Source organism: Micromonospora sp. DT68, assembly GCF_049847245.1.
Lineage (GTDB): Bacteria > Actinomycetota > Actinomycetes > Mycobacteriales > Micromonosporaceae > Micromonospora > Micromonospora profundi.
Genome location: NZ_JBNCNZ010000007.1, coordinates 325,890 through 341,348, shown reverse-complemented (window position 1 = coordinate 341,348; position 15,459 = coordinate 325,890). Strand labels below are relative to the sequence as shown.

At 69.8% G+C, this 15,459-nt stretch carries 13 protein-coding genes and 1 pseudogene; 6 read left to right on the top strand and 8 right to left on the bottom strand.

From position 1 onward, the window contains the following. Nucleotides 1-92 precede the first annotated feature (92 nt). The 4 genes from ACPXB1_RS16160 (at nt 93) to ACPXB1_RS16145 (ending at nt 4,158) form a co-directional block, all read left to right on the top strand. Nucleotides 93-500: a GntR family transcriptional regulator gene (locus tag ACPXB1_RS16160; protein WP_355595506.1), complete on the top strand. Its 408-nt coding sequence runs from the start codon at nt 93-95 to the stop codon at nt 498-500. 18 nt (nt 501-518) lie between these two features. Next, the gene (locus ACPXB1_RS16155) at nt 519-1,409 is read left to right on the top strand and encodes an ABC transporter ATP-binding protein (protein WP_355595508.1); all 891 of its coding nucleotides are present in this window, start codon (nt 519-521) and stop codon (nt 1,407-1,409) included. Then, complete coding sequence (locus tag ACPXB1_RS16150; protein ID WP_355595510.1) at nt 1,406-2,395, top strand: ABC transporter permease; 990 nt, start codon at nt 1,406-1,408, stop codon at nt 2,393-2,395. Before ACPXB1_RS16155 ends, ACPXB1_RS16150 begins: the two co-directional genes overlap by 4 nt. A gap of 152 nt (nt 2,396-2,547) precedes the next feature. Continuing rightward, a complete protein-coding gene (locus tag ACPXB1_RS16145) occupies nt 2,548-4,158 on the top strand; it encodes a hypothetical protein (protein WP_355595512.1) in 1,611 nt (536 codons plus the stop codon). Between the two features lie 50 nt (nt 4,159-4,208). On the opposite strand, the gene ACPXB1_RS16140 is transcribed toward ACPXB1_RS16145, so the two are convergent. Then, nucleotides 4,209-5,027 carry an ABC transporter permease gene (locus ACPXB1_RS16140; RefSeq protein ID WP_425735493.1) on the bottom strand — a complete coding sequence of 273 codons (819 nt, stop codon included), beginning with the start codon at nt 5,025-5,027 and terminating at the stop codon, nt 4,209-4,211. A 125-nt stretch (nt 5,028-5,152) separates the two neighbouring features. After that, a pseudogene (locus tag ACPXB1_RS16135) lies at nt 5,153-5,723 on the bottom strand (ATP-binding cassette domain-containing protein); the annotation flags it as partial. Between the two features lie 82 nt (nt 5,724-5,805). Here ACPXB1_RS16135 and ACPXB1_RS16130 point away from each other — a divergent pair. Further along, nucleotides 5,806-6,156, top strand: a complete 351-nt coding sequence (locus ACPXB1_RS16130) for a hypothetical protein (protein ID WP_355595514.1) — start codon at nt 5,806-5,808, stop codon at nt 6,154-6,156. A 25-nt stretch (nt 6,157-6,181) separates the two neighbouring features. Here the strand turns inward: ACPXB1_RS16130 and ACPXB1_RS16125 are convergent, their stop codons facing one another. From ACPXB1_RS16125 to ACPXB1_RS16105, 5 genes are all read right to left on the bottom strand, one after another. Further along, entirely contained in the window at nt 6,182-7,387 is a 1,206-nt protein-coding gene (locus ACPXB1_RS16125; protein ID WP_355595534.1) for an ROK family transcriptional regulator, read from the bottom strand. Nucleotides 7,388-7,543: 156 nt separating this feature from the next. Next, the gene (locus ACPXB1_RS16120; protein WP_355595516.1) at nt 7,544-8,647 is read right to left on the bottom strand and encodes a sugar-binding protein; all 1,104 of its coding nucleotides are present in this window, start codon (nt 8,645-8,647) and stop codon (nt 7,544-7,546) included. Nucleotides 8,648-8,704: 57 nt separating this feature from the next. Beyond that, on the bottom strand, nt 8,705-10,003 hold the full coding sequence (gene mmsB / locus ACPXB1_RS16115; protein ID WP_053652775.1) for a multiple monosaccharide ABC transporter permease: 1,299 nt from the start codon (nt 10,001-10,003) through the stop codon (nt 8,705-8,707). After that, a complete protein-coding gene (gene mmsA / locus ACPXB1_RS16110; protein ID WP_355595518.1) occupies nt 10,000-11,547 on the bottom strand; it encodes a multiple monosaccharide ABC transporter ATP-binding protein in 1,548 nt (515 codons plus the stop codon). The genes mmsB and mmsA overlap by 4 nt, the downstream gene beginning before the upstream one ends. A 600-nt stretch (nt 11,548-12,147) precedes the next feature. Beyond that, nucleotides 12,148-13,326, bottom strand: coding sequence for an alcohol dehydrogenase catalytic domain-containing protein (locus ACPXB1_RS16105; RefSeq protein WP_355595520.1), 1,179 nt, complete (start codon nt 13,324-13,326; stop codon nt 12,148-12,150). 166 nt (nt 13,327-13,492) lie between these two features. Between ACPXB1_RS16105 and ACPXB1_RS16100 the strand changes: the two genes are divergently transcribed. Further along, the gene (locus ACPXB1_RS16100) at nt 13,493-14,950 is read left to right on the top strand and encodes an aminotransferase class V-fold PLP-dependent enzyme (protein WP_157552255.1); all 1,458 of its coding nucleotides are present in this window, start codon (nt 13,493-13,495) and stop codon (nt 14,948-14,950) included. Nucleotides 14,951-14,980: 30 nt separating this feature from the next. Here ACPXB1_RS16100 and ACPXB1_RS16095 read toward each other — a convergent pair whose 3' ends face one another. Further along, nucleotides 14,981-15,382, bottom strand: a complete 402-nt coding sequence (locus ACPXB1_RS16095) for a hypothetical protein (RefSeq protein WP_053652778.1) — start codon at nt 15,380-15,382, stop codon at nt 14,981-14,983. Nucleotides 15,383-15,459: the final 77 nt, after the last annotated feature.

Below are 15,459 nucleotides of genomic sequence, written 5' to 3'. Positions count from 1 at the left end.
GACTCGCCGCGATGCCCTTGACAGCGCTGCGCCATCCGCCGAAGCTGTCTATTAGTCCTACTGTCGTAGGACAATAGAAGGGATCATCCCGAGTGATCGAGTTCGTGCTGGACAGCCGGTCGAAGGTGAACACCTACATGCAGCTCGTGCAGCAGGTGAAACAGGCGCTGCGGGTCGGCCTGCTGTCGCCGGGAGATCAGCTGCCAAAGGTGCGGGACGTCGCGCAGTCCCTGGCGATCAACCCGAACACGGTGCTCAAGGCGTACCGGGAGTTGGAGATCGAGGGTCTGGTCGGCGGCCGACCAGGGGTGGGCACGTTCGTCCAGCGCACCCTGGCCGGCGCCTCCCTGCCCAACCAGGCCGAGCTGCGCGACGACCTGGTCGCCTGGCTGCACCGGGCGCAGGCCGCCGGCCTCACGGCCGAGGACGTCATCGCCCTGGTGGAGACCACGCTGCGCGCCACCCTCGCCGACGACGCCCCGCAGAAGGAACCCGCATAGCGGAACGAGAGGACAGAGATGGACATGGTCTTGGAGGCCGACCGGCTGGGCAAGCGGTACGGCGGCACGTGGGCGTTGCGGGACTGCTCGCTGCACCTGCCCGCCGGCCGGATCGCCGCGCTGGTCGGGCCCAACGGCGCCGGTAAGAGCACACTGCTGCACCTGGCGGTCGGGCTGCTCAAGCCCGACGCGGGCGCGGTGCGGGTGTTCGGCCGGTCGCCGTACGGCGACACGGAAGGACTGGCGGACATCGGGTTCGTCGCCCAGGACACCCCGTTGTACCGGGACTTCACCGCCGCCGAGCTGGTCACGGCCGGCGGCAAGCTGAACCGGCGGTGGGACGCCGCGCTGGCCCGTACCCGGCTGGCACAGCTCGGGATACCGCCCGACAGGCCGGTCGGCAAACTCTCCGGCGGGCAGCGAGCCCAGGTGGCCCTCGCGCTGGCGCTGGCCAAGCAGCCTCGGCTGCTGCTGCTCGACGAGCCCGTGGCCAGCCTCGACCCGCTGGCCCGGCGGGAGTTCCTCCAGTCGCTGATGGGCAGCGTGGCAGACGCCGGGACCACCGTTCTGCTCTCCTCGCACCTACTGGCCGACCTGGAACGCGTCTGCGACTACCTGATCGTGCTCAACGCCGCCCAGGTGCAGCTCGCCGGCGGTGTCGACGATCTGGTGGCCGAGCACCGTCAATTGGTCGGCCCACGGCACGATGGCGGCCCGATCGGGGGCGTCGCCGCCATCGTCCGGGCCAGCCACACCGACCGACAGTCCACGTTGCTGGTCCGCACCGACGGCCCGATCACCGATCCCTCCTGGACGGTGCGCGAGGTCAGCCTGGAGGACGTCGTCCTGGCCCACCTGGCCGACGGCGCCACCCGGACGAGCCACAGCGAGTGGGGAGTGCCGGCATGATCTGGTTGACCTGGCGGCAACACCGCAAGCAGGCGCTCTACACCTTGCTGGGGTTCGTGGTGCTGGCCGCGGCCCTGGTGCCCATCGGCCTGTCGATGCGGAGCACCTTCGCCGACCTCGGCCTGGCCGACTGCGTACGTCAGCTCAACGACGCGAACGTCGCCCAGGCGACGCGAGAGACCTGCGAGGCGTCCTTCCACCGCTTCAGCAACAGGTACGGCAGCCTCAACCTGGTGGCCGTCCTGCTGATCACCCTGCCCGTACTGGTCGGCCTGTTCTGGGGCGCCCCGCTCGTCGCACGCGAGGTGGAGCAGGGCACCCACCGGTTCGTCTGGACCCAGGGCGTCGGCCGTACCCACTGGGCGCTGGTGAAGTTCGGGCTGGTCGGCGCCGCGGTGCTGCTCCTCGCGATCGGCTACGGGCTGGGCATGTCGTGGTGGGTCGCACCGCTGACCGAAGCCGCCCGGGAGGGTCGACTCGGGCTGATCGTCTTCGACCTGCAGGGCATCGTCCCGATCGGATACACCCTGTTCGCGGTGGCGCTCGGCATCTTCGCCGGCACCGCGTCGAAGCGGGTGCTTCCGGCCATGGGCATCACCCTGGCCGGCTTCATCGGGGTACGAGCGGCGGTGGAACTGCTGGCCCGCCCGCACTACCAGCCGGCCCGCACGCAGACCTTTCCGATCGAGGGTGTCGGGGCGCCGGAGGGCGACCGTGGTGACTGGATCCTCTCCCTCGGGATCCGGAACGCCGATGGGACGATGGTGGCGGAGGATACGCGGATCCAGTGCCCATCGGGCGGCAGCGGCCCGGACGGCCGAGCCTGCGGCGCCGAACTGGGCCTCCAGCCCGGGGCGTACAACTGGCAGCTCTACCAGCCGGCGGACCGATTCTGGCTGTTCCAGGGCATCGAGACGGGCATCTTCGTCGCTCTCGCCCTGATCCTGCTCTATCTCGCGGTGCGCCGGATCCGCCGGATCGCGTAGCCGGGCGACGGGCCACCGACATGACCCGGCCCACGGAGTCGGATTCCAGGCCGGTCGCCAACGCGACTGAACGCGTCTGTCCGATCTCGATCAGTGCTCCGATGTGGACCGTGAGCCCGCGTCCGGCGGGCCGCAGGGATGGGAGCGCACGCGTGAAGTCCAGAATCCTCAGTCGGGTCGCCGCGTCGGCCGTGGCGCTCGCCTGCGCCATGGCCGGTGCGGTGGCGCTACCGGCCGCCCCGGCCGCCGCCAGTCCGATCCGCAACGCCACCGCCTGGTCAGTGCTGCTGTGCAAGTTCAGCGACAAGCCGGCCGAGCCGCGAACGCCGACGCACTTCGCCAACTTCCTCACCGCCGCCGGGATCGGCACCGGCGGGGTGGCGGACTACCTGGCCGACCAGTCCGGCGGACGGGTATCGCTGGCCGGGTCGGTCGTCCGAGGCTGGTACACCATGCCGTACACGCTGGCGCAGTTCCAGTCGATCAACCGGGGCACCCGGATCCAGCGCTGCGTGGACACCGCGGCGACCGCCGGCTACACGGTTCCGGCCGGCAACCGGATCGCGGTCATGCTCAACGACTGGGTGGATTCGGGTGCGTCCGGCGGGCGGGTGCTGCTCGACCCGGGCGCCTGGAACGTCGGCTTCGCCGCGCACGAGATGCTGCACGGCTACAACCTGGGGCACTCGTTCTCCAACGACACCACCTACCAGAACGCGTCCTGGTCCCAGCCGGGCGAGTACGACGACCCGTGGGACGAGATGAGCGCCATGCACATCTTCGCGTTCACCACCGCGAACTACGGCACCAGCGCCGTCGGACTCAACGGACCCAACCGCGACGAGTTGGGCTGGCTGCCCAAGAACCGGATCTTCACCATGGCCGCCGACGGGGTCGGCTCGCGTACCCTCACCATGGCACCGCTGGAGGCGCCCGGCGCGACCGGCCCACAGTTGATCCGCATCCCGTTCGACCCGGCCGACCTCTTCCACTACTACACCGTCGAGTTCCGCCGCAAGACCGGCTGGAGCGCCGGCATCCCCGCCGACACCGTGCTGCTGCACGAGGTCCGCGACGGCACCCCCACCCTGCTCCGCACCGGCCCGGGCGGCGGGCCGGCCCAGTCGCTCAACGCCAACGGCGTCCAGATCGGCGTGAACTGGATCTCCGGCAACGCCGCATCGGTGACCGTGACCACCGATGTGGTCAACCGCTGCCTGCAGGGGTACGTCTGGCGCGAGGCCCGCCCCGGCGACCTGGTCTGCGTCACGGGCACCACCCGGAGCCAGGTGTGGGCGGACAACGCCTCGGCGGCCAGTCGCTGGGTGAACGGCCCGTACGGGCCGCACACCTGCGTCGCCGGCTACGTGTGGCGCGAGGCGTACGCCGGGGACGACGTCTGCGTAACCGGCACGCAGCGCAGCCAGGCCGCCGCCGACAACGCCGCCGCCGCGTCGCGGCGTAACCCGGCCCGACTGGTGGCCGGCCCGAACACCTGCGTCAGCGGGTACGTCTGGCGCGACGCCGACCAGTCCGACTACGTCTGCGTGACGGGGGCGACGCGTACCCAGGTGCTCGCCGACAACGCCTCGGCGGCGAGCCGCTGGATCAGCGGCCCGTACGGGCCGCACACCTGCGTCGCCGGCTACGTGTGGCGCGAGGCGTTCATCGGCGACGACGTCTGCGTAACCGGCACCCAGCGCAGCCAGGCCGCCGCCGACAACGCCGCCGCCGCGTCGCGGGTGTTGCGTCCCGGGGGCTGACCGACGCGCCCCCGGTGGCCGGGCCCACCGGGGGCGCACCCGCCCACTACTCAGCCGGCCGGCCGCCGGTAACGGGCGACCGAGAGTGGGAGGAACACGGCGACCAGCACTATCGGCCAGGCCACGGCCAACCAGGGGTAGTGCTGCGCCGCCCAGGAGTCGCCGCCCCAGCCGGGGTTGCCGAACATCTCGCGGGCGGCCCCGACAGTCGCCGAAAGCGGGTTCCACTCGGCCACCGCGCCGAGCCAGGCCGGCATGGTGGCCGGTGCGACGAACGCGTTGGAGAGGAAGCCGAGCGGGAACTCCAGGGTCTGCACGGCGACCACGGCCGACTGACCGCGGGTGACCAGGCCGAGGAAGATGCCGACCCAGACCAGGGCGAACCGCAACAGCAGGATCAACCCCACCGCGCCCAGCGTGGCGCCCGTCCCGCCGTGCGCCCGCCAGCCCACCGCGAGGCCCGTGACCAGCAGCACCGCCAGGGTGACCACGGCGAACAGCATGTCGGTCACGGCTCTGGCGACGAGGGGGGCAAGTGGTGCGACAGGCATCGAACGAAGCCGGTCGGTCACCCCGCGCTCCAGGTCCTCGGCGACGGCGATCGTGGTGAGACTGATGCCGAACACCATGGTCATCACGAACATGCCGGGCATCAGGAACTCCCGGTAGCTGCCACCGCCGGGCACCTGCAACGCCCCGCCGAACAGGTACGCGAACATCAGCACGATCAGGATGTTGAAACCGAGCGAAGCGACCAACGGGCTTGGATCGCGGCGCCACCGGGCCAGGCCGCGCCAGACGAGCGTGCCGCTGTCGGCCAGCGGAGCGGGTCGGCCTGGCGTCAGGTCCACCGTCGAGGGCAGGGTCACGCTCACGCTGCCACCTCCTCGGCGACACCGCGTCCGGTGAGGCGCAGAAACACGTCGTCCAGGGTGGGACGACGAAGGGCGCGGCGTCGAGCGCCCGCAGCACCTCCACGAGGGCACCGGGTCGATGCCCGCGTGGACCAGCTCCCGGATCGAAGCCCACACCTCGTTACGGCCCCGTGGGTCCAGCCCGGTCGTGGGCTCGTCGAGGAAGAGCACGGCAGGCGCCAGGACCATGCCGGCGGCCAGGTCGAGGCGACGACGCATGCCTCCGGAGTACGTGGTTACCGGTCGCTCGCCGACGTCGGCGAGGGGGAACCGCTCCAACAGCTCGTCGGCACGCTGGCCGGCTCGGCGGCGACCGAGCTGGAACAGCCGGCCGAAGAGCACGAGGTTCTGCCGGCCACTGAGCGCCTCGTCGAGCGCAGGGTGCTGCCCCACCAGGCCGATCCGGCAGCGCACCTGGTCGGGCTGGCGGGTCACGTCGAAGCCGGCAACCTCGGCCCGCCCTCCGTCCAGTCGCAGCAGGGTGGACAGGATCCGTACCGACGTGGTTTTGCCGGCCCCGTTCGGGCCGAGCAGGCCACACACCGTCCCGGCGTCCACCCGCAGGTCGAAGCCGTCCAGGGCGTACCGGTCCCGATACCGCTTCCGTAGCCCCTCGGCGACTATCGCCACACCGCTCGTTGTCACATCCATCCCCTTCCGACGCATCGAAGGCGCCTACCGTACAACATACGGTAGGAGATACGGGACCAGTTGATCGAGTACCTTCGGCGGCATGACGATCTCGTTGGACGGTCGGCGTTTCGCCGCCGAGGCAGATGTGGTGGCCGGCGAGGTGGGAACGGAGACGGTCTTCGCGTACCACGAGCGGGCCGGCGAGGTCTGGGCCGAGTACGCCGGGGGGTCGATCCGTCGCGGCTACCTCGTCGGCACCCGCGAGGGCGACCGGCTGGACTTCCGCTACGTCCAACTCAACGCCGAGGGGCAGACGTCGTCGGGGCACTGCGTCTCCGAGGTGACGGTGCTTGCCGACGGCCGGCTGCGGCTGGACGAGACCTGGTCCTGGGAGTCCCGGCCGGGCAGCGGCACGAGCGTGGTGCAGGAACTGCCCGCGCCTCGGCAGTAGGAGCGACAGCACCGGGCCAGGGCACCTACGCCGAGTCGGCGCACCCCAGCTGGCCGGCGACGCCGACGTTGAGTGGGTCGGCCAGCAGCTTGTCGAAGGCCAGTTCGGCGGCGCCGATCAGGACGGCGTTCTCGTCGAGGGCCGCCGGTTGCAGCCGCAGGTGCTCACGGGAGATCGGCAGCGGCATGGTGTCCAGCCGCCGACGGACGACGTCCGCGCCGGCGATGAAGACGTCGCGCAGCGAGCCGCCGAACACGACGGCATCCGGGTTGACGACGTTCACCAGGTTGCCCACGCCGAAGCCGAGCCAGTCGGCGACCTGCTCGACGGCCTCCCTCGCCCTCGGGTCGCCGTCTGCTGCCGCGGCCAGCACCTCGGTCACGGCGGCGCGGTCACCGGCGTCCCGGCCGGCGTGGCGCAGCAGGGCGGCCTCGCCGACCTCGGTCTCCCAACAGCCGCGCGAGCCGCAGCCGCAGGGCAGTCCGTTCGGGTTGACCACCATGTGGCCGACCTTGCCGCTGTGGCCCTGGTGGCCCATCACCAGCCGTCCGGCGACGATGATGCCGGCGCTGATGCCCACGTCGCCGTGCAGGTAGATGAGGTCGTCGACGTCCGCTGCCACGCCTCGGATGTGCTCGGCGAGGCCGGCGATGTCGGCCAGGTCACCGGTCACGAAACCCGGGCCGGGCCCGAACTCGGCGTCGAGGGCGGCACCCAGACTCTCGTCGACGCTTGCGATCCGAATGCGGCCGTCCGGATCGCGGGTGGTGTCGGTGACGGCGACCGCGCCGCCGACGAGCAGTGTGTCGGGTGCGACGGCGCGTTCCATGTCGCGGACGAGGTCGGCCAGGGGGCCGACGGCGTCGATCGCCGACATGCCTCCGGGTCGGACGACCTCCCGCAGGTCGAGGATGCGCCCGCCCAGGCCGACCCGTGCGGCACGCAGCCGGTCCGCGTCGATGCTCAACGCGTTTGCGTAGACGCGGTCGGAGCGCGGGCTGACCACCAGTGAGGGACGGCCGGCGCGGCGAGCGGTGGTCGGCACCTCCTCGGTGACCAGACCACTTGCGGTCAGTTCGGCAGCCAGGGCGCCGATTGTGCTGCGGTTGAGGCCGAGCCGGCTCGTCAACTCGGCCCGGGACGTCGGTCCGTGCAGGTGGACGTAGCGCAGGACGGCGCCGAGGTTCTGCCGCCGGATCTCCTCCTGGCTCGCGCCGGGGACCGACTGCAGTGGGGATTCGGGGTTGCGGCCGACTCCGGCGGGTCCGGACCGTGCGGGTGTTGCCACGGTCAGACCTCCTTCCGGTTCGGCACCGGTGGTGCCGGAACGACGATGGGTCCCGGAACAGGAGATCCGGGACCCATCGGCATTACCTGCGGTACAGAATTACTTGGTGAGCGGCGCGAGCTTCGGGTCGTTGGCGTACGCCTCGGCCGCGTTCGCCTTGGTGACGGCGACCGGCGGGAGGAGGTACGTCTCGACGACCTTGCTGCCGTTGTTGTAGGACTCGGTGTCGTTCACCTGCGGCTTGTCACCGGCCTGGAGAGCCTTGACCATGTTGATGGTCTCCTTGACCAGGTTCCGCGTGTCCTTGTTGATCGTCATGTACTGCTCGCCAGCCACGACCGACTTGACCGACTCGACCTCGGAGTCCTGACCGGTGACGACCGGGATCGGCTTGCCAGCACCCTTGACCGAGGTCAGGATCGCGCGGGCCAGCGTGTCGTTCGGGGAGAGGACGCCGTCCAACTCCTTGTTGCCGTAGGTCGAGGTCAGCAGCTGGTCCATGCGGGCCTGCGCACCCTCGGCCTTCCAGCCCTGGATGGCGGCCTGCTTGATGTCCTTCTGACCCGAGGTGACGACAACGTTGCCCTTGTCGATCTCCGGCTTGAGCACGTCCATCGCGCCGTTGAAGAAGACAGTGGCGTTGTTGTCGTCCGGCGAGCCGGCGAACAGCTCGATGTTGTACGGGCCGTTCGGCTTCTTGGCCTTCATGCCGTCCAGCAGGGCCTGGCCCTGGAGCTGGCCGACCTTGAAGTTGTCGAACGCGACGTAGTAGTCGAGGTCCGCCGTGTTCATGATGAGCCGGTCGTAGGCGATGACCTTGACGCCGGCCTGGTGGGCCGCAGCGACCTGGGTCGACAGCTGAGCGGCGTCGGTCGCGCCGATGACGATGACCTTGGCGCCCTTGGTCACCATGGCGGTGATCTGAGCCTGCTGGTCGGCGACAGTGGTCGACGCGCCGGCGTACTGCACGTCAGCCTGGAAACCGGCCTCCTTGAGACCGTTGGTGAAGAGGTCGCCGGCGAGGACCCAGTTCTCCGAGGTCTTGGCCGGCAGGGCGACACCGATCAGCGAGTTCGCCGCGAAGCCCTTGGCGTCTCCGTTGGAGCCACCGGACTCCTCGCTACGGCCGGAGCCGCAGCCGGCGAGGGCCAGCATGGCGGCGGCGCTGATGGCCACCACCGACGTGCCGAAGGATTTACGCATGGTGAGGACTTGCCTTTCTGGAAAGGGTGGAGACGGGTGGTGAGGGTCGGTGGCCGTTCAGCCGGACACCGCTGCCTTGGCGGGCTCGCGCTCCGCGTCCGGCGGTGAGGCGGGCGGTCCGGATTCCTCGCGACGGAATGGCCGCATCAGGCTTCCGATGATCGAGAAACGACCCTGGCTCTTGTTGTAGACGTCGATCGCGACGGCCAGCAGCAGGACCAGCCCCTTGATGATCTGGACGCGGTCGGTGCCGACGCCCATCAGTTGCAGGCCGTTGTTGAGCACGGCCATCACGAGACCACCAACGATCGACCCGCTGATGGTGCCGATACCTCCGGAGACGGCCGCGCCGCCGATGAAGACCGCGGCGATCGCGTCCAGTTCCCAGCCGTTGCCGTCCTGCGGACCGGAGGCCGCCGAACGGGCCACGAAGATCATGCCGGCCAGCGCTGCCAGGACGGACATGTTCATCATGACGAAGAAGTTGACCCGCTTGAGCTTCACGCCGGACAGCTCGGCCGCCCGGGAGTTGCCGCCCACCGCGTAGATGTGCCGGCCACCTGCCGTGTTGCGGGTGTAGAAGGAGTACGCGATGACGAGCGCGACAAGGATGATGCCGGAGATCGGGAAGCTGGTGCCGACGCGACCGCTGGCGAAGCGCAGCGCGGCGAAGGCGATGACCCCGACCATGACGCCCATCCGCAGGATGGAGATCCACATGGGCGCCGGGTCGGCGTCCATCTCGCGGCGGGTCTTGCGCGCCTGGAGTTCGCGCCACACCACGGCCACCGCCGCGGCGAGGCCGAGCAGCAGTGTGGCGTTGTTGTAGCCGGTGTCCGGCCCGAACTCGGGCAGGAAGCCGGAGCCGATCTGCCGGAAGCCCTCGGGCACCGGAATGGTGTTGGCGTTACCGATGAACTGGTTGCCGCCGCGGAAGAGCAGCATGCCGGCCAGGGTCACGATGAACGCCGGTACCCCGATGTAGGCCACCCAGAAGCCCTGCCAGGCACCGATGAGGGCACCGACTCCGAGGCCGAAGAGGATGGCGAGGGGCCAGGGCAGTGACCAGTCGGCCATCGCCTTCGCCACGAGGATGCCCGAGAAGGCGGCGACGGACCCGACCGAGAGGTCGATGTGCCCGGCGACGATCACCATGAGCATGCCGATGGCCAGGATCAGAATGTACGAGTTCTGCTGGAACAGCGCGATCAGGTTGTCCGACCGCAGCGTCAGGCCGTCGGTGAGGATCTGGAACAGGACGACGATCGCCACCAGGGTGAAGATCATCCCGAACTGGCGAGCGTTGGAGGTGGTCCCTCCGAACAGGTTCTTCTGAAGGTCCTTCAATCGGCTCATCGTGTCAGCATCTTCTTCGTCGAGGTCATCTGCTTCATGAGGTTTTCCGGTGTGGCATCGGCCCGGGCGATCTCGCCCGTGATGGCGCCTTCGAACACGGTGTAGATGCGGTCGCAGAGCCCGATCAGCTCAGGCAGCTCCGAGGAGATGACGACGACGCCCTTCCCCTGGTCGGCGAGCCGCTGGATGATGCCGTAGATCTCGTACTTGGCACCCACGTCGATACCGCGCGTCGGCTCGTCGAGGATCAGCAGGTCCGGGTCCGTGAACATCCACTTCGCCAGCACCACCTTCTGCTGGTTGCCGCCGGAGAGCTTGGAGACGCCCTCGTCGACCGTCGGCGCCTTCGTCCGCAACTCCTTGCGGTACGACTCGGCCGCCTTGTATTCCTCCACCTGGTTCAGCACGCCGCGGTGGGAGATCTTCGACAGCTTGGCGGCCACCGTGGACGCCTTGATGTCGTCGAGCAGGTTGAGGCCGATCGCCTTGCGGTCCTCGCTGACGTACGCGAGCCCGTGGTCGATGGCGTCGGCCACCGACTTCAGGACGATCTCCTTGCCGTCCTTGATGATCGTGCCCGACTCGTACACCCCGTACGAGCGGCCGAACACGCTCATGGCCAGCTCGGTGCGGCCCGCGCCCATCAGGCCGGCGAAGCCGACGATCTCGCCGCGGCGCACCACGAAACTCTCGTTCTTGCAGACCTGCCGGTCGGCGGAGATCGGGTGCCGCACGTTCCAGTCGCGGACCTCGAAGAAGACCTCGCCGATCTTCGGGGTGTGGTCCGGGAATCGGCTGCCCAGCTCGCGACCGACCATGCCCCGCACGATGCGGTCCTCGTCGACACCGTCGGCCTTGACGTCGAGCGTCTCCACCGTCCGGCCGTCGCGCAGGATGGTGATCTGGTCGGCGATCGCCTCGATCTCGTTCAGCTTGTGCGAGATCATGATCGAGGTGATGCCGCGTGAGCGGAACCCGCGCAGCAGGTCCAGCAGGTGCTTGGAGTCGGCCTCGTTGAGCGCGGCCGTCGGCTCGTCCAGGATGAGCAGCTTGACGTCCTTGGCGAACGCCTTGGCGATCTCCACCAGCTGCTGCTTGCCGACCCCGATGTCCTTGATCAGGGTGTCCGGGTCCTCCTGGAGGCCGACCCGGGCCATCAGGTCCAACGCCATCCGGTTCGCGGCCTTCCAGTCGATCGCGCCCCACTTGCGTGGCTCGTTGCCGAGGAAGATGTTCTCGGCGATCGACATGTCCGGGATGAGCGCGAGCTCCTGGTGGATGATCACGATGCCGGCGTTCTCGCTGGCCCGAATGTCGGAGAACTTGCTCTCCGACCCCTGGTAGATGATCTGGCCGTCATACGTGCCATGCGGGTAGACCCCGCTGAGGACCTTCATCAGCGTGGACTTGCCTGCGCCGTTCTCGCCGCAGATGGCATGGATCTCGCCGGCGCGAACCACCAGGTTGACGTCGGAGAGGGCCTTGACTCCGGGGAACTCCTTGGTGATGGAACGCATCTCAAGGAGGATCGGCACGTCGCTCATCGCTCGTACCACCTCGCCAACGTCATCGTTGCCTCCGGAAGGTTGGACCTTCACTTGGTTTTGTTGTTGTCGGCAACGTATTGCGGCGGACGGCCGATCTGCAAGGCGAGAGCCTGTTGAAAAGGTAACAATCCGGCAATATTGACGTGATCCATTGTTCACGTGCACCAGCAGTCCCAGCAGCCCCTCCCCGCCCGCGAGCAGCAGCCGCCCGACCCGGAGGACCTGCGGTTCCGCCTTGATCGAAACCGACCTTCGGCCGCGGGGCTCCCACCAGGCAGGACCCAGGGCCGCCGGGCGCGAGGCAGCCGGAGGCCGGCGGCCGGCACCGCACACCAGCCCACCCGGCAGCGGTACGCACCACCGGCGTTAAACCAAAATATTTCGCTGTTATCGATAACTCTGTTGGCCGTACCAATCAAAAAGGAGCGGTGCCCCACACTCGTCACCTCACGGCGCTCCGAAGCCCTGCCGTGACACGCTGTCTCTCGCTGCGCCGATCGTGCCCGTCTGCCCGGCCCACGCATCGGACGATCACGCCCGAGCCGGACGCCGTCGGCGCGACGCGATCCCCCGCGACGAACCAGGCCCCGCTGACGCTCAACTCGGGTGCAGCACCGCCTTGATCACTCCGTGCTCCCGGCTGTCGAAGCTGCGGTACAGCTCCGGGGCGTCGGCGAGGCTGCCGTGGTGGGTGACGATCATGCTGGGTCGGGCACGGCCGGCGACGACCACGTCCCGCAGCAGCACCGTGTAACGGCGGTCGTGCGTACGCCCGAATCGCACCGCGACACCCTTGCCGAACAGCGTCCCCCAGGGAGCACGCAGGTCCTCGTGGATGCTCGCCCCGGGGCGGGGATGCAGGTCCCTCTCCGGGTACACCCCGGCCACGGCGATCGCGCCGGCGGGGTTCACCAACCGGGCCGCGTCGGCGATCACCTGGTCCGGGCGCTCCTGGTCGGGGTGCTCCCGGTCGCGGGCCTGGAACCCGACCGCGTCGATGACCTTGTCGATCCCGCCCAGCTTCTCCTCGCCCAGCGGCAGCCCGGCACGGGCGCGGTCGGCGCGGATCTGTTCGACCGGGTCGCCGCGCCGGAAGTCGACAGGCGCCGCGCCGATCTCACCGGCCTTGTCGAGCCGGGCGTCGACGCCGTCGACGCAGTACACCACCCGTGCGCCCCGGATCAGCGCCGAGTAGGCGCTGAGCAGGCCGATAGTGCCGGCACCGAACACGGCCACCGTGTCGCCGGGCTGCACGTCGGCGAGCGCGGAGGCGGCGTGCCAGCCGGTGACGAACGCGTCCGCCAGCAGGACGAAGTCGTCCTCGTACGCGTCACCCGGCTCCCCCGGCAACGGCACGCAGTTCGCGTCGGCCCACGGCACCCGCAGCAGATCGGCCTGCGCACACCGGTAGGGACCCATCCCGGCGTAGCCGTACGCGGCGCCCGGCCCCTCGGCGCGCGCCCGCAGGCAGGCCGCCGAGAGCCCTCGGGCGCACATGACGCACGTACCGCAGAACAGATGCGTCGGCATGACCACACGGCTGCCCGGCCGGACGGTCTGCACTCCACTGCCCACCTGCTCCACCACGCCCAGCGGCTCATGACCGAGCACCAGCCCGGGGTCCGCGCCGGTGCGCCCGTCGTACATGTGCAGGTCGGTGCCGCACAGGGCGGTGGAGGTGATCCGCACGAGCGCGTCTGTGTCCGCCTCCAGCGTCGCGTCGGGCACCTCCCGCACGGCGACGGACCACACGTCGGCGTACACGACGGCTCTCATACCGACCCCCTCGCGCGGTGACGCCTGAAACGCCGGTCTTCCCGCCGCCCGCGCGATCATGCAACCTGTAGCCGGGGTGCGCGCAGGTCGGCGTCGCGACAGACATCGCATCGGCGAGGCACGATATTCAGGCGGACACGTCACCGACCGGATCGGGGCCTTCGCCATGACGACCGAGCAGAGCACACCGACGGCCATGCGGGGGTACGCCGACACCGCCCGGCTCGACGAGCTGCGCGCCACCGAATACCGGCACCTCGACCAGGGCGGCCGGGTCTATCTCGACTACACCGGGGCGGGGGTCGCCGCGCAGGCGCAGGTACGCGCCCACCACGACAGGTTGCTCGCCGGCCTGTACAGCAACCCGCACTCGGAGAACCCCACCTCGGTGGCCTCCGGCGCGACAGTGGGATCGGCCCGCCGCGCGGTGCTCGACTTCTTCCGTGCCGACCCCTCCGAGTACGCGGTCGTCTTCACTCCGAACGCCAGCGGAGCGTGCCGGCTGGTCGGCGAGGCGTACGACTTCGGCCGGTCGTCGCCGTTGGCGCTGACCTGGGACAACCACAACTCGGTCAACGGCATCCGCGAGTACGCCCGATCAGCCGGAGCGCCGGTGCGGTACGTGCCGTTGGCCGGCCCGGAGCTGCGGGTCGCCGAGTCGGATCTGGTGCGGGTGCTGGACGCCGGCCATCGTCGGCTTCCCGGGTTGTCGGGTCGCCCATCCCGGCGTGGACTGTTCGCGTACCCGGCGCAGAGCAACTTCTCCGGGGTGCAGCATCCGCTGAGCTGGGTGGAGCTGGCCCACCAGCACGGCTACGACGTGCTGCTCGACGCCGCCGCGTTCGCGCCGACGAACCGGCTGGATCTGAGCGTCGTACGACCGGAGTTCGTCTGCCTGAGCTGGTACAAGCTGTTCGGGTATCCGACCGGCGTGGGCGCGCTGCTGGCCCGTCGGGACGCGCTGGCCCGGCTGCGCCGGCCGTGGTTCTCCGGCGGCACGATCCGCGCGGTGAGCGTGCAGGGCGACTGGCACCGCACGATGGACGACGAGTCGGCGTTCGAGGACGGCACTCTCAACTTCCTGAGCATCCCGGACGTGGAGTTCGGGTTGCGCTGGCTCGACTCGATAGGCGTGGACCTCGTGCACACCCGGGTCGGGCTGCTCACCGAGTGGCTGCTGGCCCGGTTGACCGCGTTGCGGCACGGCACCGGCCAGCCGCTGGCTCAGGTGTACGGGCCGGTGACGGGCGAGGGTCGGGGTGCCACTGTGACGTTCAACCTCCGTCGCCCGGACGGCACTCTTGTCGACGAGCGGCTGGTCGCGCGGGAGGCCGCCTCGGCCGGATTCCTGCTGCGGACCGGCTGTTTCTGCAATCCGGGCGCGGGCGAGGAGGCGTTCGGGATCAGCCGGGGCCTGCTGCGGCGACGGGTGCCCGCCCGGCTCGACTCGATCGACCAGTACCTCCACGCGCTGCGGTTGCCGATCGGCGGCGCGGTTCGCGTCTCGTTCGGGCTGGTGTCCACGGCGGACGACGCGCAACGGTTTCTCGCGTTCGTCGAGTCGACCTATCTGGACCGCGACGCCACGAGCGGGCCGCCCCTGCCGCCCCGGCTGCGCTGTTGACCGGTTGCGCGGCCCGGCGGCGGGGTGTCGCTAGCTGACCTGGGCGACCGGCGCGGCGGTGTGCCGCTTCGTCTCCTCCATGAACGGGAACCGGGCGGTGAGCTCGGCGAGCGTCGCCCCGGCGTGCCAGGCCGCAGCCATCTGGGCGACCTGGAGCAGGTCCATGGCGTCGCCCCGGGCCTGCACCTCACCGTCGACCCGGAGATCGACCATGAAGTACCGGGCCTGTGAGCCGAGCCCGACGCAGACGACTCCCTGGCCGGAGTGCAGTTCGGCGCAGGTGAACCGGGCCCGTCCCTGGTCGGGGGCTGTCACCCGGCCGATGTCGAGCTGGTGCGCGGTGGCGGTTTCGATGAGCGCGGGGGCCAGGCCATCCCGCTCGACCAGGTCCGGGTAGAGGCGCACACCCAGCGCCGTCGACGCGTCGCTCATGACTGACTCCCACTTCCTTGTGACAGAGACCAGCAGCTCGCACGTTACGGCGAGGTTTCGAGCGAGCTTTCGTCATC